Origin of the sequence: Nocardia jiangsuensis (genome assembly GCF_042650385.1) — a bacterium.
GTDB classification, from domain to species: Bacteria; Actinomycetota; Actinomycetes; order Mycobacteriales; family Mycobacteriaceae; genus Nocardia; species Nocardia jiangsuensis.
The window spans coordinates 790,900-817,863 of record NZ_JBHSAX010000014.1; the positions used below are offsets into that span (position 1 = coordinate 790,900).

Consider the following 26,964-nt stretch of genomic DNA (forward strand, 5'->3'; position numbering starts at 1 on the left):
GGTGATCGCACCTGGCCCCAGAGGAGCATGAGTTCATGACACAAGCCGGAGCACCGGCCACCGCCGAGCCCCGTGCCGCGGAAGCCGAGCTGACCGCGCTCGGCACGCCGCTGCGGAAATTCCGGTTCGCGGCCGCGGGCGAGGGCAACAAGCAGGAGGGCGGCGCGCGCAAGTTCGTGCAGACCGCGCAGCAGGCCGAGGAGTACGGCTACGACACCTTCGTCGTGCCGGACCACCTCGGCGACCAGATCGGCCCGATCGCCGCGCTCGGCGCGCTGAGCCAGGCCACCGAGCGCATCCGGCTCGGCACCTCGGTGCTGGCCAACGGTTTCCGCCACCCCGTCGTGCTGGCCAAGGATCTGGCCACCATCGACGTGCTCTCCAAGGGCCGGCTCGAGGTCGGGCTCGGGGCGGGCTGGAAGCAGGACGAATTCCTGGCCGCGGGCCTGGAGTACGACTCGCCCGGCGTCCGGCTCGCCAAGCTCGACGAGGCGCTCACCATCCTCGACGTGCTGCTGCGGGGAAGGGAGTGCACCTTCGAGGGCAAGTATTACCAGGTCAAGGGGATCAAGGGCACGCCGCGACCGCGGCAGGGCCCGCGCCCGCCGATCTGCACCGGCGGCGGTGGACCGAAGATGCTCCGCCTGGCCGCCAAGCACGCCGACATCGTCTCGGTCGTTCCGGTCACCACCAAGAACGGCAAGGGTCTGCTCTCCGGGATCACCCTGGAGAAGACCATCGAGAAGGTCGAGCTCATCCGGGAGGCGGCCGGTGACCGGTTCGGCGACATCGAGCTGAACTGGGCCATCACCGCCATCGTCATCACCGACGATCGGGAGAAGACCGCCGAGATGGCGCTGTCCGCCATCGAGCGGGGGCTGCACCCCGATCTCGAGGTGGATACCGAGCTCTCGGTCGAGGACATCCTGAACTCCCCGTACGTCGCCATCGGCACGTTCGAGGAGATCGCGGAGCAGATTCGCCGGGTCAGGAAGCTCACCGCCCTGTCCTACGTCGGCATCTTCCCCACCCAGATGGATGCCTTCGCACCGGTGATTCCGCTGCTGCGGGAAGAGTGACCCGGTCTTCTCTGTAACATAACTCTGGTTTGAGTACATCTAGCCTTTAGCGGTCACCGCGCAGACCGCGACGAATCTGCCACGCCGGTGCTCGGACACGGAGTGCCCGCCGGGCGAAAGCGAGTCGGGGCCTCACAGGTATCAACGGCATCTCGCCGTCGGGCTGTTTGTGCCTCGGAGGAGAAGAAGGAATGGAAACGACTTTCGACGAGTACCTGGACGAGACCGGGAACATCCGTATTCCCCTGGATCACACCCTGGTCGACCACGTCGAGAAGCACACCCGGAACGACGCGAACACGCTCGCGTACCGCTACATCGACTACTCGCGCGAGCGAGACGGTGAGGCGCTCGAGCTGACGTGGCGTGAGTTCGGTGTCCGGTTGCGCGCGGTGGCCGGCCGACTCCAGCAGGTGACCAACCCGGGCGACCGGGTGGCGATCCTGGCCCCGCAGGGGCTGGATTACGTGATCTCCTTCTTCGCCGCCATCTTCGCGGGGAACATCTCGGTGCCGCTCTTCGACCCGGACGAGCCGGGCCACACCGACCGGCTGCACGCGGTGCTCGGGGACTGCAAGCCGTCGGCGATCCTCACCGCGAGCTCGTCGGCCGCGGGCGTGCGCCAATTCTTCCGCTCGCTGCCCGCCGCGCAGCGGCCCCGGATCATCGCGGTCGACGCGATCCCGGACAGCGTCGGCGACAGCTGGGTGCGGCCGGAACTCGACATCGACGACATCGCGTACCTGCAGTACACCTCCGGCTCCACCCGGACCCCGGCAGGCGTCGAGATCACGCACCGCGCGGTCGGCACCAACGTGCTGCAGATGGTGGACGCGCTGAAGCTCGACATGAGTTCGCGCGGCGTCACCTGGCTGCCGCTCTTCCACGACATGGGGCTGCTGACGGTGATCCTGCCCGCGGTCGGCGGCAAGTTCATCACCATCATGTCGCCGAGCGCGTTCGTGCGGCGCCCGTACCGCTGGATCAAGGAGCTCGCCGCGGTCTCCGACGGTGCGGGTACCTTCGCCGCCGCCCCGAACTTCGCCTTCGAGCACGCCGCCGCCCGCGGCCTGCCGAAGAGCGGCGAATCGCTCGACCTTTCCAATGTGATCGGGCTGATCAACGGCAGCGAGCCGGTGACCACCTCGTCGATGAAGAAGTTCAACGAGGCGTTCGCGCCCTACGGCCTGCCGAAGACGGCGATCAAGCCGTGCTACGGCATGGCCGAGGCCACGCTCTTCGTCTCGGCGACCAAGCACGAGGACGAGGCGAAGGTCAGCTACGTCGATCGCAACGAGCTGAACGCGGGCCGCATGGTCCGCGTCGAGCCCACCCACGAGAACGCCATCGCCCAGGTGAGCTGCGGCTACGTCGCGCGCTCGCAGTGGGCCGTGATCGTGGACCCGGACACGGTGGAGAGCGGCGTCGGCGTCGAGCTGCCGGATGGCCGGGTCGGCGAGATCTGGCTGCACGGCGAGAACATGGGCATCGGGTACTGGGGTCGCGACGAGGAGACCACCAAGACCTTCCGCAACCGGATCGGCGAGCGGCAGCAGGGCGACAGCAGGGCCGACGGCACCGAGAAGGATGCCGACTGGATGCGCACCGGTGACTACGGCGTCTACTTCGACGGCGAGCTCTACATCACCGGCCGGGTCAAGGACCTGGTGATCGTCGACGGCCGCAACCACTACCCGCAGGATCTGGAGCACTCGGCGCAGGAGGCGAGCACCCAGCTGCGCCCCGGCTTCGTCGCCGCCTTCTCGGTGCCGGCGAACCAGCTCCCCGCCGTGGTCTTCGAGCAGAACTCCTCCGGGCTGAAGTTCGACGCCGACGACGGCTCCGAGCAGCTGGTGATCGTCGGCGAGCGCGGCCCGGGCGCGGGCAAGGCCGATCCGCAGCCGATCGCCGACGCGGTGCGCGCGGCGATCTCGCAGCGGCACGGCGTCACCGCGCGCGACGTCCTGCTCGTGCCGGCCGGCTCGATCCCGCGCACCTCGAGCGGCAAGATCGCGCGGCGCGCCTGCAAGGCCGCCTATCTGGAGGGAACGCTGCGGGGTGGCTACACCCAGCAGGCCTTCCCCGACGCACCCGACGAAGAGTGAGCACGGATTCCCGGCGCCCCAGCGGCGCCGGGAATCGTCCCCGTATGCCGGAGCCTCGGTGCACTGCTCGATTCCGGCGTTCGCCCGGTGCGGTGCACGCACCCGAGTAGCTTGAGGAATTGATGGCTGACAACGAGGGCAACACCGACCCGCAGGCCGGCAACGCGGAGCGGCCCGACATCTCCGTCACCGAACTGCGGGAGTGGCTGCGCAACTGGGTCGCCGAGGCCACCGGCCAGCCGGTCGAGCAGATCACCGTCGACCGCCCGATGGAGGAGTTCGGCCTCGCCTCGCGCGACGCGCTCGCCCTCGGCGGCGACATCGAGGAACTCACCGGCGTGCTGCTCACCGCCACCGTGGTCTACCAGCACCCGACCATCGCCTCGCTGGCCGAGCGGATCGTCAACGGCGAGCCGGAGGCGCCCGCCGAGACCACCGACGACGCCTTCTACACCTCGTACAGCCCCGGCGCGGCGCACGACATCGCCATCGTCGGGCTCGCCACCCGGCTGCCCGGCGCGGGCGACACCCCGGAGTCGACCTGGGACTTCCTCATCAACCGCGGCGATGCCATCCGCGAGCTGCCCGAAGGCCGCTGGTCCGAGTTCCTCGGCGAGCCCGAGGTCGCGCAGGCCGTCGCGGAGAGCAACAGCCTCGGCGGCTACCTGGACCAGGAGGTGGTGAAGGGCTTCGACGCGGAGTTCTTCGCCATGTCGCCGATCGAGGTCGAGCGGGTCGACCCGCAGCAGCGGCTCATGATGGAGCTCACCTGGGAGGCGCTGGAGCACGCCAGGATTCCGGCGAGCGAGCTGCGCGGCACCCCCGTGGGGGTCTTCGTCGGCACTACCAGCAACGACTTCCAGCTGATCGCGGCGCTCGGGCTCGGCGGCCAGAAGGACCCGAACGTTCCGGCCTCGGCCGACGCCTACGCCATCATGGGCAGCGTCAGCAGCATCATCTCGAACCGGGTGTCGTATTTCTTCGACTTCACCGGCCCGTCGGTGGCCATCGACACCGCCTGCTCGTCCACCCTGGTCGCGGTGCACCAGGCGGTGCGCGCGCTGCGCGACGGTGATGCCGACCTGGCGCTTGCCGGTGGCGTCAACATGATCCTCGCGCCCTTCGCCAACCTCGGCTTCGACCGGAACGGCGCGATCGCCAAGGACGGGCACGTCAAGGCGTTCTCCTCGGATGCCGACGGCTTCGTCCGTTCCGAGGGCGCGGGCCTGATCGTGCTCAAGCGGCTCGCCGACGCCGAGCGCGACGGCGACCGCATCCTCGCCGTGGTCAAGGGGTCGGCCATCAACAACGACGGCCGCTCCAACGGCCTGCTCGCGCCGAACCCGGACGCGCAGGCCGAGGTGCTGCGCCGGGCCTACCGGGACGCGGGCATCGTTCCCTCCTCGGTCGACTACATCGAGGCGCACGGCACCGGCACCCTGCTCGGCGACCCGATCGAGGCGGACGCGCTCGGCCGGGTGGTCGGCCGCGGCCGGGACGCCGACAAGCCCGCGCTGCTCGGCTCGGCGAAGACCAACTTCGGGCACCTGGAGTCGGGGGCGGGCGCGGCCAGCCTGGCCAAGGTGCTGATGGCGTTCCAGAACGACGTGCTCCCGCCGAACATCGGCTACGCCGGGCCCAACCCGTACATCCCGTTCGAGCAGGCGCACCTGAAGGTCGTCGACGAGCCGACGCCGTTCCCGCGCTACAGCGGCGTCGCCACCGTCGGCGTCTCCGGCTTCGGCTTCGGCGGGACCAACGCGCACATCGTGCTGCAGGAGTACACCGGCCCGGATGGCGTGCCCGCCACCGGGACGACGGCCCCGGCCGAGGCCGCGGATTCCGCCGCGATCGCCGCCCAGCCGCTGGTCGCGGTCGGCGGCGCCGACGCGGCGGACGACGTGACCACCGACGCCGTCGGCGCTACGACCGACGATGCCGCGGTGCCGTCGGCCAACGGCGCGGCTGTGCCCGCGGGCGACGCAGGCGCGCCGGGTCCCGATGGCGCGGTGCCGTCCGGCGCCGACGCGACCGACGACTCCGTCACCGCCGCCACCGGCGATGACGTCATCGCCGCCGCCACCGAGATCCTGGTCGAGTCGGCCGAGCCCGCCGAGTGGACCGGCGAGCGCGAGGAACCGCTCCCGGTCATCCTCCCGGTCTCCGCCTACCTCCCCTCGCGCCGCCGCCGCGCCGCCACCGAGCTCGCGGACTGGCTGGAGACCGAGGCCGGGCAGGCCACCCCGCTCGCCGACGTGGCGCGCGCGCTCGCCAAGCGGAGCCACTGGCGCTCGCGCGGCGTCGTGCTGGCCAAGACGCACTCCGAGGCCGTCGCCGGGCTGCGGCAGCTGGCCGCGAACAAGCCGGGCCCCGGCGTGTTCAGCGCCGACGCCCCCGCCGCGCAGGGCGCCGTCTGGGTGTTCTCCGGTTTCGGCGCCCAGCACCGCAAGATGGGCAAGCAGCTCTACGCCGAGAACGCCATCTTCCGCCGGACCGTCGACGAGGTCGACGAGCTGGTGCAGGACGAGGCGGGGTACTCGATCCGGGAGCTGCTCCTGGACGACGGCCAGGACTACGACGTCGGCACCTCGCAGGTCGGCATCTTCACCATCCAGATCGGGCTCGCCGCGCTGCTGCGCGCGCACGGCGCCGAGCCGGCCGCCGTGGTCGGGCACTCCATGGGTGAGGTGGCCGGTGCCTACATCGCGGGCGGCCTCGCGCTGGAGGACGCGGTGCGCGTGATTTGCGCCCGCTCCCGCCTGATGGGCGAGGGCGAGGCCATGATCACCGATGACGACGTGCGCAACATGGCGCTCGTCGAGCTCAGCGCCGCCGACGTCGCCGATCTGCTGCAGGACTACCCGGACGTCGAGGTCGCGGTGTACGCCGCGCCGACGAACACCGTGGTCGGCGGCCCGCAGGCGCAGATCGCCGCGATCGTGGCGAAGGTCGAGGAGGCGGGCAAGTTCGCCAGGGTGCTGCCCACCCGCGGCGCCGGCCACACCTCGCAGATGGATCCGCTGCTCGGCGAGCTCGCCGCCGAGCTGGCCGGGCTCGAGCCGACCGCGCTGCGCGCCGGTCTCTACTCCACCGTGCACAAGGAGCAGTTCTTCCGGGCCGGGAGCGACCCGGTGCACGACGAGGCCTACTGGGTGAAGAACATGCGGCACAGCGTGTACTTCACCAATGCCGTCAAGCTCGCCGTCGACGCCGGGCACAGCACCTTCCTGGAGCTGGCGCCGAACTCGGTCGCGCTCATGCAGGTGCTCGGCACCACCTTCGCGGCCGGGCTGCACGACGCCCAGCTGATCCCGACGCTCAAGCGCAAGGAAGACGAGTCGGCGGGCGTACTCGGCGCCTTCGCCCAGCTCTACGTGCACGGGCACCGGGTGAACCTCGCGACGCTGCTGCCCGCGGGCGGCTTCGGTGACATCCCGCGCACCTCGTTCCTGCGCAAGCAGTACTGGCCCAAGGCCGCCATCCGGGTCTCCGGGCCGTCGGGCGTGCCCGGCGCGCACGTCGCGCTGCCGGACGGCAGGCACGTCTGGGAGGTGCCCGCGGGCACCGTCACCGACGCCGCCGCACTGGTCACCGCCGCGGCCGCGCAGGTGCTCGCCGATCCGGCGCTCGGCGCCGCGCAGGCGCACGGCGCGCTGCCCGGCTCGGGGTCGCTGACCACCACGCTCACCCCGCACCCCGGCGGGGCGTCGGTGCAGGTGCACGCGAAGGAGGGCAGCGCGTTCCGGCTGGTGCTGGACGCCGTCGTCACCTCCGGGCTGCCGCTGCCCGCGAACACCCTCGCGCCCGCGCCCGCCGCCGCGCCCGATATCGAGGTGGCCGAGAGTTTCGGCGACCGCTGGGACCCGAACGGTGAGCAGCCGCTGGAAGATCGGCTCGCCACCATCGCGGCGGAGTCCATGGGGTACGCGGTCGAGGACCTGCCCATGGAGATCCCGCTCATGGAACTCGGGCTGGACTCGCTCATGGCCATGCGGATCAAGAACCGGGTCGAGTACGAGTTCGACATCCCGCAGCTGCAGCTGGCCGCGGTGCGCGACGCCAGCCTGCGCGAGGTCGGCAAGGTGCTGCGCTACGCCATCGACCACCGCGACGAGGTGCAGGCCATCGCCGACCGGCAGGCGGCGGGCGAGGGCGAGCTCGAGGTCGGCGGCGATCTCGTCGCCGCCGCGCGGGCCGCGCTGGCGGCGGGGGAAGATCCGCTGGCCGCGGCGACCCCGCCCGCGCAGACCGCGCCGACCGAGATGCCGGCGGTGACGGCCTCCGCCTCGGACACGGCCGCGCGCGCCGCCGACGCCGCGGATGCCGTCGAGCATGCGGGCGGCACCACCCCGGCGACTGCCGCGCCCGCCACCGCGCCGAGTCCGGCGGCCGCGTCGAAGCAGGCCGCCGAACCCGCCCGGACGCCGGAGCCCGCCGACCCCTCCGACGAGGAGGGCGTACCGCCGCGTGACGCCGCCGAGCGGCTCACCTACGCCACCTGGGCCCTGGTCACCGGCACGTCCCCCGGCGGCATCTTCGACACCCTGCCGATCCTGGACTCCGACACCGCCGAGAAGCTGGCCACCCGGCTCACCGAGCGGATCAAGGCCGAGGTCACGGTGGACGACGTGCTCGACTGCGAGAGCATCGAGCAGCTCGCCGACGTCGTCCGGAATCTGCAGGACACCGGCGCCGACGTGGAGGGCTTCATCCGCCCGCTGCGCACGAAGACCGAGGGCTCGGCCGCGGTGCCGGTCTTCGTCTTCCACCCCTCCGGCGGCAACACCCTGGTCTACGAGCCGCTGCTCAAGCGGCTGCCCGCGGAGACGCCGATGTACGGCTTCGAGCGGGTCGAGGGCAATATCGAGGAGCGGGCCAGGCAGTACCTGCCCGAGCTGCGCAAGATCCAGGGCGACGGCCCCTACGTGCTGTACGGCTGGTCGCTGGGCGCGGTCTTCGCGCTGCAGGTGGCCAGGCTGCTGCGCGACGAGGGCGCCGACGTCCGGCTGGTCGGGCTGATCGACCTGGCCATCCCGGCCGAGCCGGAGGACAACAGCCCGGACGAGCGGGTGCGCCGCATCCAGCGCTACCAGGAGTTCGCCCGCAAGACCTACGGCATCGACGGCGACCTGCCGGAGGAGCAGCTGCGCGAGCTGGCCGATGCCTCGGACGACGAGCAGTACACGATCGTCGGCCAGCTCATCAAGCTGAGCGGCGCCAAGATCCCCGGCGGCGTGCTGGAGCACCAGCGCACCTCCTGGATCGAGGGCAGGCACCTGGCAGGCATGCAGCCGATCCGGTACGACGGTGACGTCGTGCTCTACCTCGCCGACCGCTACCACGACGGCATGATCGAGCTGGAGCCGCGCTACGCCGAGCGCAAGCCGAACGGCGGCTGGGGCGAGTACCTGTCGAACCTCGACGTCATCGAGATCCCCGGCGATCACCTGCAGATCATCGACGAGCCGCGGGTCGGCCGGATCGGCGCCGACCTCAGCGCCCGGCTCGACGTCATCGAGAAGTCGAAAGGGGACTAGTGACCAACACCGCCGAGAAACTCGCCGACCTGCGCAAGCGATTGGAGCTGGCGCAGGAGCCGGCGGGTGAAGCGGGTGTGGCCAAGCGCGCGAAGAAGGGGATTCCGAGCGCGCGGGATCGAATCGGCATGCTGGTCGATCCGGGCACCTTCGTGGAAATCGGCGCGCTGGTGCGCAAACCGGGCGATCCGGAGGCGCTCTACGGCGACGGCGTCGTCACCGGGCACGGCCTGGTCGACGGCAGGCCGGTGGCGGTGTTCTCGCACGACCAGACCGTGTACGGCGGGTCGGTCGGCGAGATGTTCGGCCGCAAGGTCACCCACCTCATGGAGTACGCGGCCAGGGTCGGCTGCCCGGTGGTCGGCATCAACGACTCCGGCGGCGCCAGGGTGCAGGAGGCGGTGACCTCGCTGGCCTGGTACGCCGAGCTGGGCCGCAGGCAGGAGCCGCTCTCCGGGCTGGTGCCGCAGGTCTCGATGATTCTCGGCAAGTGCGCGGGCGGCGCGGTGTACGCGCCGATCAACACCGACGTCGTCGTCGCCACCGAAGAGGCGTACATGTTCGTCACCGGGCCGAAGGTGATCCGCGAGGTCACCGGCGAGGACGTCAGCCTGGAGGAGCTCGGCGGCGCGCACAGCCAGGCCGAGTACGGCAATATTCACCACGTCGCCGAGGACGAGCCCGCCGCCTTCGAGTGGGTGCGCCGCTACCTCGGCTTCCTGCCGACCAGCTGCACCGAGCGGCCGCCGGTGGTGAACCCGGGGATGGAGCCGGAGGTCACCTCCAGCGACCGCGAGCTGGACGCGATCATGCCGGACTCCGACAACGCAGGCTACGACATGCACGACATCCTGCTGCGCATCTTCGACGACGGCGACTTCCACGAGTTCGGCGCCTCGGCCGGGCGCAATGTCATCACCGGCTTCGCCAGGGTGGACGGCCGCAGCGTCGGCGTCGTGGCGAACCAGCCGATGGTCTACGCGGGCGCGCTCGACGCCCGCGCCTCGGACAAGGCCGCGCACTTCGTCCGGATCTGCGACGCCTACGGCCTGCCGCTGGTCTTCGTCGTCGACACTCCAGGCTTCCTGCCCGGTGTCGAGCAGGAGAAGATCGGCGTGATCAAGCGCGGCGGGCGCTTCCTCTTCTCCTTCGTCGAGGCCAGCGTGCCCAAGGTGACCGTGGTGATCCGCAAGGCGTACGGCGGCGGCTACGCCGTCATGGGCTGCAAGCAGCTCGGCGCCGATGTCAATCTGGCCTGGCCGACCGCGCGGATCGCCGTCATGGGCGCGGAGAGCGCGGTCAGCCTGATCGGCGGCAAGCAGATCGCCGCGGCTCCCGAGGACCGGCGCGCCGCGATCCGGCAGCAGATGATCGACTTCTACAACGCCACCATGGCGACGCCGTGGGTGGCGGCCGAGCGCGGCTACGTCGACGCGGTGATCGAGCCGTCGGCCACCCGGCTGGAGCTGCGCAAGGCGCTGAGACTACTGGCGGACAAGAAGGTCGCGCCCAGCCCGCGCAAGCACCACCTGCTCCCGCTCTGACGCGATCGGCCCGCCACCGGGATTCCGGGGCGGGCCGATCCGGGTTTCTCGATCAGACGAGGGTGGCCTTCTGGATGACCACGTCCGTCTTCGGCACATCCTGGTGCGGGCCCGCGTTGCCGGTGGCGACGCCTGCGATCGCGTCCACCACCTCGGTGCCCTCGACGACCTTGCCGAACACCGCGTAGCCCCAGCCCTGACCGGCAGGCGCGGAGTGGTTGAGGAAGTCGTTGTCCGACACGTTCACGAAGAACTGCGCGGTGGCCGAGTGCGGATCGTTGGTCCGCGCCATGGCGACGGTGTACTTGAGGTTCTTCAGCCCGTTGCCCGCCTCGTTCTGGATCGGGGCCTGGGTCGGCTTCTGCTGCAGACCCGGCTCGAACCCGCCGCCCTGGATCATGAAGCCCGGGATGACGCGGTGGAAAATGGTGCCGTCGTAGTGCCCGGCCTTCACGTACTCGATGAAGTTGCGCGCGCTCTCCGGCGCCTTGGCCTCGTCCAGCTCCAGCACGATGGGCCCGTGGTTGGTCTCGAGATTCACCTTGGTCATACCCCCAGCTTTCCATCTCCGCGCCCCCGGTCGTGTATCAGGGGCCGTCATGTTCCCGGTGTCGCGCGCAAGTACCGCTGCTGATTCATCCCCAGCCCGCACCCCTGTGGACAACTGCCGCATATTGAGGGCGAGCGCGCGCCCGCGCCGACACGCGGGCGGTTAGCATTGCCAACCGTGCCCGACCCCGCTACCGCTGTCTTGACGAAGCCCCCCGCCGCGCCCCAGGTCGCGCCGCAGGACTACCGCATCGCGCGCCTGATCGCGCTGATCGCCGGTGTGCTCGGTGCGCTGCTGGCGCTGGCGACGCCGTTCCTGCCGGTGACGCAGACGACGGCGGCGCTGCAGTGGCCGCAGGGCGGGTCGGTGGAGAGTGTGCAGGCGCCGCTCATGTCGCAGGTGCCGCTGGAGGTGCGGGCCACGATTCCGTGCTCGGCGGTGGAGCAGCTCCCGCCGCAGGGCGGGATGCTGCTGGCGACGGCGCCCCCGCAGGGGACGGGGGCCGCGCTGGAGTCGCTCTTCGTCCGGGTCTCGGAGACCGCGGTCGACGTGATCGACCGCAACGCGGTGGTCGCGACGGCGGAGCGCGCTCGGATGGCGGAGTGCGGCACGATCGTGATCGGCTCGGACATCGACGCCACCACGGCGGTGTTCGACGGGCTGCTCACCCCGGAGGGCAAGCCGGTGGGGGGCACGCTCACCGGTGACCTGCGCCCGCAGGTGGTCGGCGTCTTCACCGACCTGCGCGGCGACGTCCCCGCCGGGCTCTCCTTCGACATGGACGTCGACACCAGGTTCAGCACCAGCCCCACCTGGATCAAGCTGAGCGCGATGATCGGCGCGGTGCTGCTCACGCTGCTCGCGCTCGGCGCGCTGGCCCGGCTGGACGGCAGCGACGGCCGCGGCCATCGCCGCTTCCTGCCGCGCAACTGGCTGAAGCCGACCCTCGCCGACGGCGCCGTGATCGGCACCCTCGTTGTCTGGCACTTCATCGGCGCCAACACCTCCGACGACGGCTACATCCTGAGCATGGTGCGGGTGGCCCCGGACGCCGGGTACATGGCCAACTACTTCCGCTGGTTCGGCGTCCCGGAGGCGCCGTTCGGCTGGTACTACTACGTCATCCAGGTGTTCTCCGAGATCTCGACGGCCAGCCCGTGGGTCCGGGTGCCCGCGCTGCTCTGCGCGATCCTGTGCTGGATGGTGATCAGCCGCGAGGTCGTGCCCCGTCTCGGCCGCGGCGTGCGGACCAGCCGGGTCGCGCTGTGGACCGGCGGACTCGTCTTCCTCGCCTTCTGGCTGCCGTTCGACAACGGCCTGCGCTCGGAGCCGATCGTCGCGCTCGGCGCGCTGCTCACCTGGGTCTCGATCGAGCGCGCGGTGGCGACCGGCAGGCTGCTGCCCGCCGCCATCGCGATCCTGATCGCCGCCTTCACCCTCGCCGCCGCGCCGACCGGGCTCATGTGCGTGGCCGCGCTGCTCGCCGGCATCCGCCCGATGGTCCGGATCGCGGTGCGCACCAGGCGCAGGCTCGGCGGCAGCCTCGCCGCGACGGCCGCGCTGCTCGCGCCGATAGCGGCCGCCGGGCTGCTCGTGCTCACCGTCGTCTACAGCGACCAGACCTTCGCAGGCATCCAGGAGGCGAACCGGGTGCGCCAGGCCACCGGCCCGAACCTGGCCTGGTACGAGGATTACCTGCGGTACTACTACCTCTTCGTGGAGACGGTGGACGGCTCGCTCGCCCGCCGCTTCGCCTTCCTGGTGATGCTGCTCTGCCTCTTCACCACCATGCTGGTGCTGCTGCGCAGGCGCCGGGTGCCCGGCATCGCGGCGGCGCCGACCTGGCGGCTCATGGGCATCGTCTTCGGGACCATCTTCTTCATGATGTTCAACCCGACCAAGTGGACGCACCACTTCGGCGCCTACGCGGGGATCGCGGGCTCGCTGGCGGCGGTCACCGCGGTCGCGGTCTCGGCATCGGCGCTGCGGGCGCGGAAGAACCGCGCGATCTTCCTGGCCGGGCTGCTCTTCGTGCTGGCGATCTCGTTCTCCGGGATCAACGGCTACTGGTACGTCTCCAGCTTCGGCGTCCCGTGGTTCGACAAGCGGATCTCGCTCTCCGGCTTCCAGTCCAACACGCTCATGCTGGTGCTCTTCGGCGCCGCGCTGGCGCTGGTGGCCTGGCTCTCGCTGCGCGAGGGGTACGCCAAACCGCCCAGTTCACCGCGCTCCGCGCGCGGGCAGCGGATCCGCCGGTTCGCCGCCATCCCGCTCACCGTCGTCGCCGCGCTCATGGTGCTGATCGAGGTGGGGTCGCTGGCGAAGGGCGCGGTCTCGCAGTACCCGGGGTACTCGCTGGCCCGCGGCAACATCGACGCGCTGAGCGGCGACATCTGCGGCCTCGCCAACGACGTGCTGGTCGAGCCGGATCCGAACGGCGGCAGGCTGGAGCCCATCGCCGACCCGGCGAACCCGGCCACCGACCCGCTGGCAGGCGCGAACCCGGTGGGCTTCGACCCGAACGGCGTGCCGGACGACCTCTCCGCGGACAGCGTCGAGGTCAAGCCGGGCACCGGCAACACATCGACCCAGTCGGTCGGCGCCGCCTTCGCCGAGGGCGAGAGCGCGGGCACCGGCGGCGGCCAGGGCGCGCTCGGCGTCAACGGCAGCACCGTGGCGCTGCCCTACGGCCTCGACCCGGCGAGCACCCCGGTGCTCGGCAGCTACCAGGAGGGCGTGCAGCAGCCGGCCAACCTGACCTCCAGCTGGTACCAGCTGGCGCCGCGCTCCGCGGAGCGCCCGCTGGTCGTGATCACCGCCGCTGGCCGGATCCTCTCCTACGACGACACCGGCGCCATGAAGTACGGCCAGTCGCTCACCGTCGACTACGGCAAGCGGCAGCCGGACGGCACCGTGCAGCAGCTCGGCACCTACCTGCCGCGCGACATCGGCCCGTTCCCGTCCTGGCGCAACCTGCGGGTGCCGCTGGACGAGATCGCGCCGGAGGCCGACGCGGTCCGCATCGTGGCCAACGACCCGATCCTGATCGGCGACCAGTGGCTGGCCTTCACCCCGCCCCGGATGCCGGAGCTGCGCTCGCTGAACGGCTACCTCGGCCGCGAGCAGCCGATCCTGCTCGACTGGGCGGTCGGGCTGCAGTTCCCCTGCCAGCGCCCGTTCGATCACGAGTACGGCGTCGCCGAGGTGCCGAACTACCGCATCCTGCCGGACCGGCCACTGGCGATCAGCTCGACCAACACCTGGCAGGCGCAGGAGTTCGGCGGCCCGCTCGGCTTCTCGCAGATGCTGGCCCGCTCCACCACGGTGCCCACCTACCTGGAGAACGACTGGGCCCGCGACTGGGGTTCGCTGGAGCGCTACGACCAGTACCGCTCGGCGGTCCCGGCGCAGCTGCGGACCGGCACCGTGAGCCGGTCCGGGCTCTGGACCCCCGGCCCGCTGCGGGTGTTCGCGCAGTAGCCGCCGGTGGGGCAGGTATCGACACGACGAAGGCCGTCGGGCGACGCTGGTTCAGCGCCTCCCCGACGGCCTTCGTCGGTTCGTTCGATGTGCCCGGGTAACCGGGCGCGCAGTGTCTAGACCTTGGTCAACCGCCGCCCCAATTCCCGGCGGAGTACTTCCTGGGGAGGGAGCTTGGACAGCATCCGCAGCACGGCGGGGCGCAGTTCGCGCTGCTCCTCCTCGTTCAGCAATCCGACGAGGTCGCGCAGCTCCATGTCATCGAATTCCGTGGTCATACGGGTCAGGGTACGTATCCATTCGGAAGTTCGCCGGGCAATCCGGCGCGCGGCTGCGAAGATGCGAAACCCTGCCCGGCGACCTGCCAGGACGGTAGCGGAAGTGTCACCGGAGCCTTCGCACCCTGTGTGGAACGTTCGCTCCGGCAACGGTTTTCCCCCCGCTACCGCGACCGGATCGGCGCCTCCGCGGCGAGCCCGGAGCGGGTCACCTCGGTGACCGAGACCGTCGCGGGCACCGCGGCCGGGTCGAGCGGGGTGAAGCGCTCCAGCGCGCCCCAGTCCCGGCCCCAGTCGCTGTCCAGGTAGGTCGGCACGGTCTGTGCGTCCAGCAGCAGCCCGGTCCAGCCGAGCGGGCCGCCGCCGATATCGTCCTGCCAGGCATTGGAGGCGTCCGAGCCGACCCGGTCCGGCAGGATGCGCCAGCGCGGCACCTCCGCGACCCCGTTCGCGTGGTCGAACGGCCGCTGGCACGGGAACGCCAGCCCGACGTGCCAGTCCAGCAGCACCGGGTCGGTTGTGCCGACCACGCTGCTCAGCGTCGCAAGCGCGGGCAGCCGGGGCGGGGTGACGGCGAGCCACTGCTTCGGGGTGATGTCGTTGTCCACCGCGACCAGCCGCACCGCGTTCGCCTCCGAGGGGATCTCGTCCAGCGGCACCCGCAGGTTCCGCCAGGACGGCGACGGCCCGATGTCGAGCGGAAGCACCGAGCCGAGCGTGCGCACCGAATCCCCGTCGCGCACCCCGTACTCCAGCTTCAGGTCCGAGCCGTAGGTGCTGACGCCGTCGGCGTCGACCGAGCGGATCCGGCCCGCCGCGGTGATCACCAGCGTCCGGTACGCGGGGTCGTGGCGCATGCTGTCGCCGAGGTTCAGGCCGTACCACTCGGTGGTGAGCGACGCCTGCTGCTGCACGCCGCCCTGGAAGCTGCCGAGCACCGGGGTGCGGGCCGGGTCGAGGCCGAAGGGCAGCGCCACCGCGCTGCCGTTGATCCCGGTCTGTGCGGAGACGCCGCCGCCGGTGCCCGCCCCCGTGGTGTTGGTGGTCTTGTTCTCGGCGCCGCCGTCCACCGAGTTGGCGCCGCCGCTCGAGGTCTCCTCGGCGTCCGCGGTGAGATCGGCCGCGACGCCGTCCGGGGTGAAGCCGGTGTTCTTCGCGGCAAGGCCGTCGGCGGCGGAGCCGGTGATCGGGAGCAGCACCGAATCGGCGGTGTCGGTCTCGACCAGCACCTCGTCGGCGAGCGCGCAGGGCTGCCCGGCCAGCGCGCGGGCATTGGAGAGCGCGATGCTGTAGGCGGGCGCCTGCCCGGCCGCGCCCTTGAGCAGCGAGGCCACCTCGAAGAGCACGAGCAGCGCCGCCGCGACGGTGAGCGGCGCCGATGCCAGCCGATCGAAGCGGCCCGGCGTGCCCGCCGGGCGGAACGGCGAGCGGTAGTGCGCCCGCGCCGCGACCAGCAGCGCGACGCCGGCCAGCCCGAGGAACAGCGTGGAGAGCCCCTTGCCCGCCACCAGCGGCGCCTTGTCCCACCAGGGAACGCCGTAGCTGGAGACGTACCACCAGCCGTTCGACCCGGTGAAGGTGATCGCGAGCACGAAGAGCACCGCCGCGGCGAAGAGCGCGCGGTTGCGGGTCTGTCTGATCCCGTTCACGCCGACCGCGACGGCGGCCAGCGCGGCCAGCGAGGCGGCCAGCCCGGCGTAGACGCCGAAGTGGTGCGTCCACTTGGTCGGGGTGAACATCATGAGCAGCAGCGCGCCGAAGACGATGCCGAGAATCCGCACCGACGGCCCGCGCGAGGTGCCGGGGATGCCGTTCTTGCGCAGCACCTGCAGCACGCAGACCAGCAGGCAGAGCAGCATGAGCAGGACTCCGAAGCGGCGCGCGAGCGAGCCGTCCGGGGCGAGCATGAGCAGCGAGTCCCAGCGGGTGCGCTCGTCGAACCAGGCCACGTTCGGCCCCACCTCGGTGCGCACCCGGGTGGCCTCGCGCACCGTCGCCATGGTCTGGTCGGCGAAGACCACGACCAGCACCGCGGTGCCGGCGGCCAGGATCGGCGCGCCGTAGGCGAGGTAGCGCAGCGCGGTGCCTGCCCGGCCGACCGGGTCCGAGCCGCGCACCTTGCGGACCAGCACCACCAGCGCGGGGCGGGAACCGGCGAGCAGCGCCGCCAGGCAGATCAGCCCGGTCGGCCCGGCGGCCAGCGAGAAGGCGGCGATCAGCACGCCGAGCGCCGCCGGAAGCAGCCGGCCGGTGGCGATGGCGCGCTCGATGGAGCACCAGGTGAGCAGCGCACCCGCGGCGATCAGCGGCTCCGGGCGCAGGCCGTTGTCGTAGGGCAGCCAGAAGGCGAGGAAGACCAGCCCCGCGGTCCACAGCGCGACGCGGTTGCGCCGGACCCGCGCGCCGAGCCGGGGCAGCACCTCGCGGCTGATCACCAGCCAGCAGACGATGCCTGCCAGCAGCGCGGGCAGCCGCATCCACGGGCTGGAGGTGGAGATCTTCGCCATCCAGGCGAGCACCTCGTAGGACCAGCCGAACGGCGCCTCCGGCACCCCGAACCAGCGGTAGTAGTTCGCCAGGTACCCGGACTTCTCCGAAACCCGGGCCATGTTCAGGATGTAGCCGTCGTCGGAGGTGTTGGCGCCGATCACGTGCCAGAGCAACAGCGTGCCGAGCACCGCGGCATCGGCGATGCTGAACCGCCACCAGTGCGCGGGGAGCACGCGGCGGGCGCTGCGGCCGTCGGCGGTGTCCAGGAAGTGCAGCGCGACCAGCGCGACCACGGTGGCGAGCAGGGCGAGCACCATGACCGCCAGCTTGAGCGGGGACGGGCTGGAGGTGAAGCGCGAGTCGAGCTCGGCGTGCAGGTTCGCGCCGGTGAGCTGCCGCTCGTCGAGGTCGGTGAAGACGCCGACCAGTTGCGGGCGGATGTCGCGGGTGACGGTGTTGCGGAACGCGGTTCCGTCGGCCCGCGTCGCGCCGGTGAACTCGACCGTCGCGGCTTCGTCGTCCACCGTCGCGGTGATCGCGGTGCAGCCCTGGATCTCGGCCACCGGGGCCGCGAGCATGGGGACGTCGCGCAGCAGCACGGAGAGGGTGCCGTCCCGGACGGTCACCGTGAGGCCCTTGGCGCTCGCGTCCGGCGAAGCAGGGGGAATCGTGGCGAGCAGCGTCGTGCCCTGCTCCGGCGCGGCTGTCCCGGTCGCGTTGTCCACCGCGGTGCTGTCGCCCGGCGCCGCCTGCTCCCGCCCGGCGCCGCCCTGCTCGCCGGTTCCGCTAGGCGGAGCCGGGTTGCCTGACCCCGCGCCACCGGGCAGCGAGGCGCCGTCCGGGGCGGGGGTTCGATCCGCCTCGGGCGCCGCGCCGAGCAGTGCGCAGGGGAGCGTGGCGTCCAGGCGCAGCGGGACGTAGGAGACTAGCGGCGCCTCGACCGAGGCCGCCCCCGGCTGCGGCCAGTCCAGCGTCGTCGCGTCCTGGCGCACCGGCAGTACCGGTGTGAGCAGGGCGAGTACGAACCCGAGCAGCCCGGAGACGAGGGCGATCAGGCGATAGCGGGTGAACGCAGCGGTGGGTCGGTCCGGTCGCACGGTCGTTGATGCTATAGACCGCCCGCGGCGGCACCGATGGCGCGCACGTCCCGAACCCGCGCGTCGGCCACCGCCACCGGCTCCGCGCCGGCGCGCAGCGCGTCGGTACCGGCCCGGCCGGCACCGCTCGGCGCAGTCGGGCGAAAACCTCAGCGCGCGACGGTGACCAGCGTGAACGGGCCGATATCGGTGACCGTGAAGGCCGGGTCGGCGAAGAGTTCGGCGGGAAAACTCACCGTGTAGCGGCGCACGTTCGGATCGTTCGGGTAGACGTCGGCGGCCAGCCGCAGGGTGTAGCCGTCGCCGCCGCGGCGGAAGAGGAAGGCGTCCGGCGCGCGCCACGGCGCGGCGTCGAGCGCGGCGAGCAGCTCGGCGGGGGTCTCCAGTTCGCTCCAGCGCTCGATGGCGGCGGCGCGGCCGGCGAAATCGGCGAGCGGGTTGGCGTAGTGCGAGGTCAGCCCCTGGAAGCCGAAGTACGGGTAGTAGGCGAGGAAGCTGGTGTCCGCGGTGAGCAGCACGGTGTCGGCGGGGGCGCGACCGGTCTGTGCGCGCAGCTCCTCGTCGATCTGCCGGTAGTGCGTGACCGCGGAGGGGTCACGCTTGTCGGCGCGGTTGCCGTCGCCGTCGGTGTCGGTGTAGGCGGTGGTGATCTCGGCGGCGAGCACGTGCGGGATCTGCTGCGCGAAGGCGAGCGCACCCGCCAGCCCCACCGCGACGGCGACCGCGCGGAACCGCTCCGGCTCGTTCAGTGCCCGGTAGACGGCGCGCGCGCCCTCGAAGAAGCCGAATGTCCCCGCCGCCGCGAGCAGGACGAGCAGGATCGGCTCGAGCCGGAACGAGAGCAGGGTCGTGCCCGCCACGGTCGCCAGCATGGAGAGCAGCGTCCACAGGTACACCGCGGCGACGCCGATGCCGAGCGCCTGCGCCCGCCGCGACGAACCGGACCGGACCACCAGCCAGATCAGGCCGAGCAGGCAGAGCGCGCCGCGCAGCGAGAACTCGGCCATGGGCAGCGGAAGTTCGGCCCCGGCCTCGGGCAGGTAGTGGAAGGCGCCGCCGCCCAGGGCGACCTCGCCGGTCACGGCTTCGAGCAGGTAGGGGGTCCAGACGAGCAGCGCCACCAGCGCGGAGATCCCGGCGATCACCGCCAGCCGGCCGAGCGGCGGCACCGCGGCCCGCCACGCCCCACCTGCGGGGAGGGGATGTGGGCCGACACCGTGACCGGCCGCCCGCGAGTCGCCGTCGGCCCGCGCCGCGCCCGCGGCGGAAGCGCCGTCGGCCCGCGCCGATGTCGGCAGCGGCGCCGCAGCCGCCGAGCGGACGCTGCGCCTGCCGCGCAGGCCCTTCCCCTCGGCCCGGCGAGCCCGCACCGCGGACCACGCCGCGAGCAACCCCATGAGCCCCACCGCGAACGCCGCCAGCGCCGCGTACAGCGTGTAGAACGTCGCGCACAGCCCGAGGAACAGCCCGGTGCCGAGCACCGCACCCCACCCACCGGCGGAGGAGCCGCGCGGTCCGGGCCGGTGCAGCGCACCCCAGGCCAGCACCAGCGCGGGCGCGATCAGCACGACGAGCACGGCGCTGTACGCCTCCGGCGCGGCGTACGCGAGCGTGAGCGCGACCGTCGCCGCCGTCACCGCGACCGCCAGATCGGCCCGGATCAACTCACTCCAGAGCACCAGCGCCAGCACCGACGCCACCGCGAGCGCCACGATGGCGTACGGCTTGAAGACCTCCCACCCGTCCATGCCGAGCAGGTTCGCGACCCGCCCGCCCAGCCAGAACCACCCCGCCGGGTAGAACGGCGGCAGGTCGGCATAGGTCATGTCGCGCAGCGCGGCGCTGTCGGTGAGCCGGGTCAGGTACTCGGTGCGGAACTCCTGGTCCACCGAGATCCCGAAGAGGTACAGCTTCGTCGCGGCCAGCGGCATCCCGAGCGTGACCGTGACGAAGGTCGAGATCCCCGCCCAGGAGAGCAGCTTCGCGAGCCAGGGCAGCCGGTGCCGCCGGAGCAGCACGACAGCGGCGACGAGCAGTACGGCAGCACCGACCTGCCCCACCGTGGTGAGCGCCCGCGTGACATTCGACGAGTTGAACGCGGGCCACTCGACCAGCGCGAACGCGACCAGCTGCAGCGCGGCCACGACAGCGGCCACCACCGCGGCGAGCAGCGCGTTGCCCGCGCCCGACGCGGCGCGGCGGGCGAGAATCACCAGGGGGCTGCTGGTCAACGGTGCGCTCCGTTCGACGGGGCCGGTACTTACGGCTCGGCCGCACCGCCACGAAGCGACGGTGCGGCCGGGAGGAGGCTCGCCGCGCTCGACCGCGCGGCCGGATACCGGGCTAGATGGGCAGCTTGCGGAAGATCGGCCGCGGGACGTGCCGCAGCACCGACATCACGTAGCGGAAGGTGCCCGGCGCCCAGATGAGCTCCTTGCCCTTCTCCGACGCGGCCACCGCGAGCGCGGCCACCTGCTCCTTGTCCACGGTGAACGGCGCCTCCTTGGCCCCGGTCTCCGCCCAGTGGTTGACGGTGGTCGTGGTCCGCACCTGCCCGGGCCGGATCACCAGCACGCGCGGGCCGTGCGGCCGCAGCGCCTCCCCGAGGCCGAGGTAGAAGCCGTCCAGCCCGGCCTTGGTCGAGCCGTAGACGAAGTTCGAGCGGCGCACCCGCTCGCCTGCGGCCGAGGACATGGCGATGATCCGCCCGAACCCCTGCGCCTTCATCTTCTCGCCGAGCAGCACGCCGACGGAGACCGCCGCGGTGTAGTTGATGCCGGCGATCTGCACCGCCTTGCGCTGGTTCTGCCACAGCTCCTCGGCATTGCCGAGCAGCCCGAACGCCACGATGGCCACGTCGACGTCGCCGCCGTCCCACGCCGCGTCGATCACCTTGGGGTGGCTGTCGGTGTCGAGGGCGTCGAAGTCGACCAGGTCGACCCCGGTCGCGCCCGCGGCCTTCAGCTGGGCCACCGCGCTGTCGCGCAGCGGGTCGTTCGGCAGCGCGGCCAGCACGATCCGGGCCGGCCCCTTCTTCAGGTACTCCACGCAGATCGCGAGCCCGATCTCGGAGGTTCCGCCGAGCAGCAGGATGGTCTGCGGGTTGCCAACGGCATTGATCACTGGAGCTCCAGCCTTCTCGCCATGTCCGACATGAAAACGCCCGTGGGATCGACGCTCCGGCGGACCGCGATCCACTCGTCGATCCGGGGGTACATCTGGTGGAAGGTCGCCGCGGTGGTCCGCGAGTCCTTGCCGGTGTAGAGCCTGCCGCCGAATTCCAGGACGCGGCGGTCCAGCTCGGTGACGAAGTCGTTCAGCCCGGCCCTGATGGGGAAGTCGAGGCAGACGTTCCAGCCCGGCATCGGGAAGCTCAGCGGCGCCTGGTTGCCCGCGCCGAAGTACTTGAACACGTTCAGGAACGAGTAGTGCTCGCTGCGCTGGATGTCGACCAGGATCTGCTTGAACTCCGCCACCGCCTCCGGCGGCACCACGAACTGGTACTGCAGGAAGCCGCGCGAGCCGTAGGCGCGGTTCCACTCGCCGAGCATGTCGAGCGGGTGGTAGAAGGCCGTGAGATTCTGCGGCTTGTCCCGGTAGGTGGCGCCCTTGCGGTACCAGACCTCGGTCGCCAGCGCGAAGGTCTGCTTGTTCAGCAGCCCGTTCGGGAAGAGGTCGGGGAAGGTGAGGAAGGTCTTGCCGGTGAAGCCGAGCGGGTTCTTCCGCAGCTTCCTGGGCAGCTCGTCGAGCTTGGCCAGCGAGCCGCGCGAGATGACGGCGCGGCCGAGCTTCGGCTCCGGGCTCATGGCGTCGAACCAGGCCGAGCTGTACTCGTACCGATCCTCGGACCCGTCGCTGTGGAACGCGATGGTCTCGTCCAGCCCGGCGGTCACATCGCCGTCGGCGATGAAGTAGGCCGTCTCGGTCGGCGTCATCTCGATGGTCGCGCGCAGGATGATGCCGGTGAGCCCACAGCCGCCGATGGTGGCCCAGAAGAGCTGCGGATTCTGCTCCGGCGTCACCGTCTGCACGGTGCCGTCGGCGGTGAGCAGCTCCATCGAGCGCACGTGGTTGCCGAAGCTGCCCGCGCTGTGGTGGTTCTTGCCGTGGATATCGGAGCCGATGGCGCCGCCGATCGTCACCTGCCTGGTGCCGGGCAGCACCGGGACCCAGAGGCCGAAGGGAAGCGCGGCCTTCATGAGCTGGTCCAGATTCACGCCCGCGTCGACGTCGACCAGCCGGGAATCGCGGTCGATCCGGTGGATCTTGTTCAGCGCGGTCATGTCGACGACGAGCCCGCCCGCGTTCTGCGCGTTGTCGCCGTAGGAGCGGCCGAGGCCGCGCGCGATGACGCCGCGGCGTAGGTGTGCGGGCTTGCCGTCGTTGTCCGCGGCGACCAGGGCAACGGCCTTGGCGATCACCTCGGGATCGCCCGTGGAGAGCACTTCGGATGAGGTGGGTGCGGTGCGACCCCACCCGGTCAGCGAGCGGGTGCGCGTCGGCAGTTCGACGGCGTCACCGGCGCTGCCGGTACCGGTGGACGGTGTGGTGGCGGTCGGAGCGTTCGTGGACATCGGCATAGAGGCTACAGGTAGGCCAACGGGGTCGATCCGCGTCTGTCGTACTCCTCGGTACGACAGGGTTAGGCTCTCCCCGTGTCAGCCGAACCGCACCTCCCGCTGCCCGCCGAGCTGCCCTTGGTCGACGAGCCGGGCGGCACCGACGTCGACCTGAAGACGCAGATCATCCGGTTCGTGCTCACCGGCGCGTTGTCGGCGGTGGTCGACTTCGGGCTCTATGTCCTGCTCTACAAGGCGGCCGGGCTGCCGCTGGACGCCGCCAAGGCGATCGGCTTCATCGCGGGCACCACCACCGCCTACCTGATCAACCGCCGCTGGACCTTCCAGGCCCCGCCCAGCCGCCTCCGCTTCCTCGCGGTCGTCCTGCTCTACGCCGTCACCTTCGCGGTGCAGGTGGGGATCAACTCGCTGATCAACCGCTGGCTCGACGACAACCTGGTCACCCTGGTCCTGGCGTTCGTCGTCGCCCAGGGCACCGCGACCGTGATCAACTTCGTGGTGCAGCGGGCGGTCATCTTCAAGATCCGCTGAGCGCGCTCCGGTTCGCCTTGGCGCCGAAGTAGTCACCGCCCTTGGCCCTGACGTTGTCGGTGCCCCAGTCGCGCAGCTCCCGGTCCGCCGGAACCAGGTGCGGGATGTGCTTGCGGCAGTGGATGTAGGCCTCCTCGACGTCGACCACCACCCAGCGCTCGGCCACCCGGCCCCTGTGCTGGGCGGGCAGGTCGGGCACGCGCGGCCGCAGCACGTCGTCCTCGACGATGTGCGCGCTGCCGTTGATGTGCAGCCCGATCAGGTCGTGCACGAAATCCAGCAGCATGATGCCGACGTGCGGATTTTCCAGGATATTGCCGAGGCTCGCCATGACGCCGTTCCCGCGATATTCGGGGTAGGCGACGGTGCGCTCGTCCACCACGTGCAGGAATCCGGGCACCCCCGCCCGGAAACTGGAATCACATTCGCCTTTTCGGTCGGCGGTCGCGATGAACGCCATATCCATCTTCGCGATGAACCCGATCATCGCCGGGTTCAGGTGGTCGAGCACCTGCTCGTCGTAGAAGCGCTCGGCCCTGGTGGTACTGCCGTACTGCTGCTGGAGGTCGCGCTCCCCGTCGCTGCCGTGTCGAGAACCAGGCATGGCGCCCCCTCCGGTCGTCGAACGAAAACGTCGACCAGTTTAGGGAAAACCCCACCCGGCGCTCACCGGAATGCGAGGTATGTCTCTGCAGAAATGCTCGTGCACAAGGGTTTTCCGAGAATTTGCGGGCGCCGGGCAGGCGAATTCAGTTTTTTCTGGTGAACCGGTTGGTATTCGCGGGGTTCACACGGGGGTGAGCGAAACCGGGACCCCGTTGAAGACGGCATTGCCGGACGGCACGTCCAGCACCGAGTCGTCGGTGAGGATGTTCGCGCTCACCCCGGCGTGCTCGCGCGCGACCCCCTGGTCGCTGCCGCCGTGGCCCCAGCCGTGCGGCAGGCTGACCACCCCGGGCATGATCGCCTCGGTCGGCTCCAGCGGCACCGTCACGGCGCCCGCCGCCGACTTCACCACCGCGTGCTCGCCGAGCCCGAGCCGGGCCACGTCGTCCGGGTGGATGTGCAGGGTGCAGCGGTTGGTGCCGCTGACCAGCCGGGGCAGGTTGTGCATCCAGCTGTTGTTCGAGCGCAGGTGCCTGCGGCCGATCAGCACCACGTCCGGCGCGGCCGCGGTGAGCGCGGCGCGCAGCCGCTCAGTATCGGCGAGCAGCTCCGGCGGCGCCAGCTCGACCCGCTTCGACGCGGTGCGCAGGATGTCGGGGAGCCGCGGCCGCAGCGGGCCGAGGTCGATGCCGTGTGGCTGTTCGAGCAGCGTGTTCAGCTCCAGCGTCCCGCCGTTCCACGCGCCGTAGGGGCCGAGCCGGAGCATCAGGTCGATCCGCTGCTCGGTGCTGGTCAGCCCCTGGAGTTCCGGCCGCCGCTCGTCCAGCCCGGCCCGGTGCAGCATGCCCGCGATCACGAACTCGTCCAGCGCGGCCAGCGCCTCCGGTCCGTGCGGCTGCCCGGAGACCGCCGCCGCCAGCCGGGCGACCACCTCGGACTCCGACGGCCGGTCACCGAGCGGCACCAGCGGCCGCGAGTACCTGGTGTAATTGCGCACCGCGAACTGCAGCAGCGCGAAGTCGTAGTGCGGCGACTGCAGGGTGCGCGGGGGAGGCAGGATGACGTCGGCGTGCCTGGTGGTCTCGTTCACGTAGCGGTCGACGCTCACCATGAACTCCAGCCCGGCGAAGGCGGAGTCGAGCCGCGGCCCGTTCGGCGCGGAGAGCACCGGGTTGCCCGCGACCGTCACCAGCGCGCGGATCTGCCCGTCGCCGGGGGTGGTGATCTCGTCGGCCAGCGTCGCCACCGGGATCTCGCCCATGGCCTCCGGCAGCTCGCGCACCCGGCTGCGCCAGCGGCCGGGGCGGAACGGCTTGCTGCGCACGATGCCGAGCGCGGCACCGGTGGCGAACATGGCGCCGCCGGGGGTGTCGAGGTTGCCGGTGAGCACGTTCAGCACGTCCACCAGCCACTGGGTGAGCGTGCCGAACTCGGCGGTGCAGGTGCCGATTCGGGCGTACACCACGGCGTTCGGCGCGGCGGCGAGCTCCCTGGCGAGCCGGACCACGGTCTCGGCGGGGATGCCGGTGCGGCGCTGCACCGCGGCCGGGGTGAACTCCGCGGCCGCCGCGCGCACCTCGTCCAGCCCGTTGACCGGCACCGTGACCTCGACGAGCTCCTCGGCGAAGAGCGTCTGCACGATGCCGAAGAGCAGGTAGGCGTCGCTGCCGGGACGGATGAAGAGGTGCTCGTCGGCGATCTCCGCGGTCCTCGTGCGCCGCGGGTCGACAACGACCAGCCTGCCACCGCGCTCCCGCAGTGCCTCGAGCCTGCCGGGGAAATCCGGTGCGGTGCAGACGGAGCCGTTCGACTCCAGCGGGTTGGCGCCGAGCATCAGCAGGTAGCCGGTGCGGTCCAGGTCGGGCACCGCCACCGCGAGCGGGTCGCCGAAGAGCAACCCGCTGGCCAGCTGCTTCGGCATCTGGTCTGCGGTGCTGGCGGAGAAGAGGTTCTTGGTGCCGAGCGCCCGGATCAGCGCGGGCGCGTAGAGCGCCCCGGCGACGGTGTGCGCGTTGGGGTTGCCGAGGTAGACCGCGGTGGCCTGGCTGCCGTGCTCGGCGGCGATGGCCGGGATCCGCTCGGCGATCAGGGTGAATGCCTCGTCCCAGGTCGCGGTGCGCCGGAGGCCGGTGGCCCGGTCCAGGATCAGCGGCTCGGTGACCCGGTCGGGGTCCTCGTCGAGCTGCCCGAGGCTGGCGCCCTTCGGGCAGAGGAATCCCCTGCTGAACGGATCCTCCCGATCGCCGCGGACGGCGACCACGTGGTCGTCCTGATCGAGCGTGATCTGCAGACCGCACACCGCCTCGCAGAGCGGGCAGGTGCGCAGCAGGTTCCTGGTGTTCGAGCTCGCAGCCATACCCCCATCATCGTCCATCGTGAGAGGAACGACGGGAATTTCTCTCAATACCGACGCGAACGACCGGTGCCCGCGGTGCCGAGGTGGGGAGTTCCTCAGCGGTGCGGACACCGGTCGTGGTCGGTGGGGTGTTACCCCGCTTCGCTCAGCAGGCGACGCTGGTGAGCTGCGCGCGCCGGTTGGTCAGCGCGGCGCGGACGGCGGCGCCGATGGCGACCACCGGCGGGACCCAGCGGGCCTCGCCCGGCGCGACGCCCCAGGAGGCGGAGCCGGCGGAGAGCTGGGTGGGCGGCAGCGGGATGCCAGCGCCGTCGGTGTGCACGACCGCGCCGGCCGAGCGCAGCGCCTCCAGCGCCATCTCGGCCTTGGCGACGCCGGTGACCAGGTGGATCTCGCGGCGCTCGGCGCCGGGGATCTCGATCACCGGGCCGCTGAGGTTGTTGGCGCGGAGGAAACGACGGACTTCCGCGGCGAGCTCGCCGGCGACCTCGATGCCCGCGACCGCCTCATCGGCGATCAGGCAGAGGCCGTTGGCCGTTTCGGCGACCGTCCATCCACGCTGGGTGTAGTCCTGCGCGGCGGCGGTCATCGCGGCCGCCGAGACGGAAGTCGGAAACGTGGTACGCACTGTCTTTCTCCATTCCCCGGTCAGAGTCAGGTCCTGCATTCACGAGTGGTATCGGTGCGCGGTGTCCTCGGCGTTACGTGGTTCGCCGAAAAATTACGAACTG

15 protein-coding genes are annotated in these 26,964 nt (G+C 71.4%); 6 read left to right on the top strand and 9 right to left on the bottom strand.

Going from position 1 to position 26,964, the window contains the following annotated elements; genetic code table 11:
- Positions 1 to 35: 35 nt before the first annotated feature.
- From ACFO0B_RS18000 to ACFO0B_RS18015, 4 genes are all read left to right on the top strand, one after another.
- Complete coding sequence (locus tag ACFO0B_RS18000) at positions 36 to 1,079, top strand: LLM class F420-dependent oxidoreductase (protein WP_378613618.1); 1,044 nt, start codon at positions 36 to 38, stop codon at positions 1,077 to 1,079.
- Positions 1,080 to 1,270: 191 nt separating this feature from the next.
- Entirely contained in the window at positions 1,271 to 3,184 is a 1,914-nt protein-coding gene (gene fadD32 / locus ACFO0B_RS18005) for a long-chain-fatty-acid--AMP ligase FadD32 (protein ID WP_378613619.1), read from the top strand.
- 122 nt (positions 3,185 to 3,306) lie between these two features.
- The gene (gene pks13, locus ACFO0B_RS18010; protein ID WP_378613620.1) at positions 3,307 to 8,721 is read left to right on the top strand and encodes a polyketide synthase Pks13; all 5,415 of its coding nucleotides are present in this window, start codon (positions 3,307 to 3,309) and stop codon (positions 8,719 to 8,721) included.
- Positions 8,721 to 10,265, top strand: a complete 1,545-nt coding sequence (locus ACFO0B_RS18015; RefSeq protein WP_378613621.1) for an acyl-CoA carboxylase subunit beta — start codon at positions 8,721 to 8,723, stop codon at positions 10,263 to 10,265. The genes pks13 and ACFO0B_RS18015 overlap by 1 nt, the downstream gene beginning before the upstream one ends.
- Before the next feature lie 52 nt (positions 10,266 to 10,317).
- Here the strand turns inward: ACFO0B_RS18015 and ACFO0B_RS18020 are convergent, their stop codons facing one another.
- On the bottom strand, positions 10,318 to 10,815 hold the full coding sequence (locus ACFO0B_RS18020; protein WP_378613622.1) for a peptidylprolyl isomerase: 498 nt from the start codon (positions 10,813 to 10,815) through the stop codon (positions 10,318 to 10,320).
- Between the two features lie 177 nt (positions 10,816 to 10,992).
- On the opposite strand from ACFO0B_RS18020, the gene ACFO0B_RS18025 reads away from it, so the two are divergent.
- Complete coding sequence (locus tag ACFO0B_RS18025) at positions 10,993 to 14,295, top strand: arabinosyltransferase domain-containing protein (protein ID WP_378613623.1); 3,303 nt, start codon at positions 10,993 to 10,995, stop codon at positions 14,293 to 14,295.
- A 116-nt stretch (positions 14,296 to 14,411) separates the two neighbouring features.
- Here ACFO0B_RS18025 and ACFO0B_RS18030 read toward each other — a convergent pair whose 3' ends face one another.
- The 5 genes from ACFO0B_RS18030 to ACFO0B_RS18050 form a co-directional block, all read right to left on the bottom strand.
- Positions 14,412 to 14,573, bottom strand: a complete 162-nt coding sequence (locus ACFO0B_RS18030) for a hypothetical protein (protein ID WP_169811444.1) — start codon at positions 14,571 to 14,573, stop codon at positions 14,412 to 14,414.
- 164 nt (positions 14,574 to 14,737) lie between these two features.
- Positions 14,738 to 18,160 (bottom strand): arabinosyltransferase domain-containing protein, encoded by a 3,423-nt coding sequence (locus ACFO0B_RS18035; protein ID WP_378613625.1) that lies wholly within the window; start codon positions 18,158 to 18,160, stop codon positions 14,738 to 14,740.
- A 149-nt stretch (positions 18,161 to 18,309) separates the two neighbouring features.
- Positions 18,310 to 20,391, bottom strand: coding sequence for a galactan 5-O-arabinofuranosyltransferase (locus ACFO0B_RS18040; RefSeq protein ID WP_378613626.1), 2,082 nt, complete (start codon positions 20,389 to 20,391; stop codon positions 18,310 to 18,312).
- 112 nt (positions 20,392 to 20,503) lie between these two features.
- On the bottom strand, positions 20,504 to 21,283 hold the full coding sequence (locus ACFO0B_RS18045) for a decaprenylphospho-beta-D-erythro-pentofuranosid-2-ulose 2-reductase (protein WP_378613627.1): 780 nt from the start codon (positions 21,281 to 21,283) through the stop codon (positions 20,504 to 20,506).
- Positions 21,280 to 22,734 carry an FAD-binding oxidoreductase gene (locus tag ACFO0B_RS18050; RefSeq protein ID WP_378613628.1) on the bottom strand — a complete coding sequence of 485 codons (1,455 nt, stop codon included), beginning with the start codon at positions 22,732 to 22,734 and terminating at the stop codon, positions 21,280 to 21,282. Before ACFO0B_RS18050 ends, ACFO0B_RS18045 begins: the two co-directional genes overlap by 4 nt.
- Positions 22,735 to 22,815: 81 nt before the next feature.
- Between ACFO0B_RS18050 and ACFO0B_RS18055 the strand changes: the two genes are divergently transcribed.
- Positions 22,816 to 23,271 (top strand): GtrA family protein, encoded by a 456-nt coding sequence (locus tag ACFO0B_RS18055; RefSeq protein WP_378613629.1) that lies wholly within the window; start codon positions 22,816 to 22,818, stop codon positions 23,269 to 23,271.
- Here the strand turns inward: ACFO0B_RS18055 and ACFO0B_RS18060 are convergent.
- From ACFO0B_RS18060 to ACFO0B_RS18070, 3 genes are all read right to left on the bottom strand, one after another.
- Positions 23,258 to 23,875, bottom strand: a complete 618-nt coding sequence (locus ACFO0B_RS18060; protein ID WP_378613630.1) for a pyridoxamine 5'-phosphate oxidase family protein — start codon at positions 23,873 to 23,875, stop codon at positions 23,258 to 23,260. The genes ACFO0B_RS18055 and ACFO0B_RS18060 overlap by 14 nt on opposite strands.
- Positions 23,876 to 24,058: 183 nt before the next feature.
- Positions 24,059 to 26,233: a molybdopterin oxidoreductase family protein gene (locus tag ACFO0B_RS18065; RefSeq protein ID WP_378613631.1), complete on the bottom strand. Its 2,175-nt coding sequence runs from the start codon at positions 26,231 to 26,233 to the stop codon at positions 24,059 to 24,061.
- Positions 26,234 to 26,378: 145 nt separating this feature from the next.
- Complete coding sequence (locus ACFO0B_RS18070; RefSeq protein WP_378613632.1) at positions 26,379 to 26,861, bottom strand: hypothetical protein; 483 nt, start codon at positions 26,859 to 26,861, stop codon at positions 26,379 to 26,381.
- Positions 26,862 to 26,964 lie beyond the last annotated feature (103 nt).

Bases quoted from the DNA above. Each gene is read 5' to 3' on its own strand.
- ACFO0B_RS18000 (WP_378613618.1), top strand. From the start codon at position 36: ATGACACAAGCCGGAGCACCGGCCACCGCCGAGCCCCGTGCCGCGGAA.
- fadD32 (WP_378613619.1), top strand. From the start codon at position 1,271: ATGGAAACGACTTTCGACGAGTACCTGGACGAGACCGGGAACATCCGT.
- pks13 (WP_378613620.1), top strand. From the start codon at position 3,307: ATGGCTGACAACGAGGGCAACACCGACCCGCAGGCCGGCAACGCGGAG.
- ACFO0B_RS18020 (WP_378613622.1), bottom strand. From the start codon at position 10,815: ATGACCAAGGTGAATCTCGAGACCAACCACGGGCCCATCGTGCTGGAG.
- ACFO0B_RS18030 (WP_169811444.1), bottom strand. From the start codon at position 14,573: ATGACCACGGAATTCGATGACATGGAGCTGCGCGACCTCGTCGGATTG.
- ACFO0B_RS18050 (WP_378613628.1), bottom strand. From the start codon at position 22,734: ATGTCCACGAACGCTCCGACCGCCACCACACCGTCCACCGGTACCGGC.
- ACFO0B_RS18060 (WP_378613630.1), bottom strand. From the start codon at position 23,875: ATGCCTGGTTCTCGACACGGCAGCGACGGGGAGCGCGACCTCCAGCAG.
- ACFO0B_RS18065 (WP_378613631.1), bottom strand. From the start codon at position 26,233: ATGGCTGCGAGCTCGAACACCAGGAACCTGCTGCGCACCTGCCCGCTC.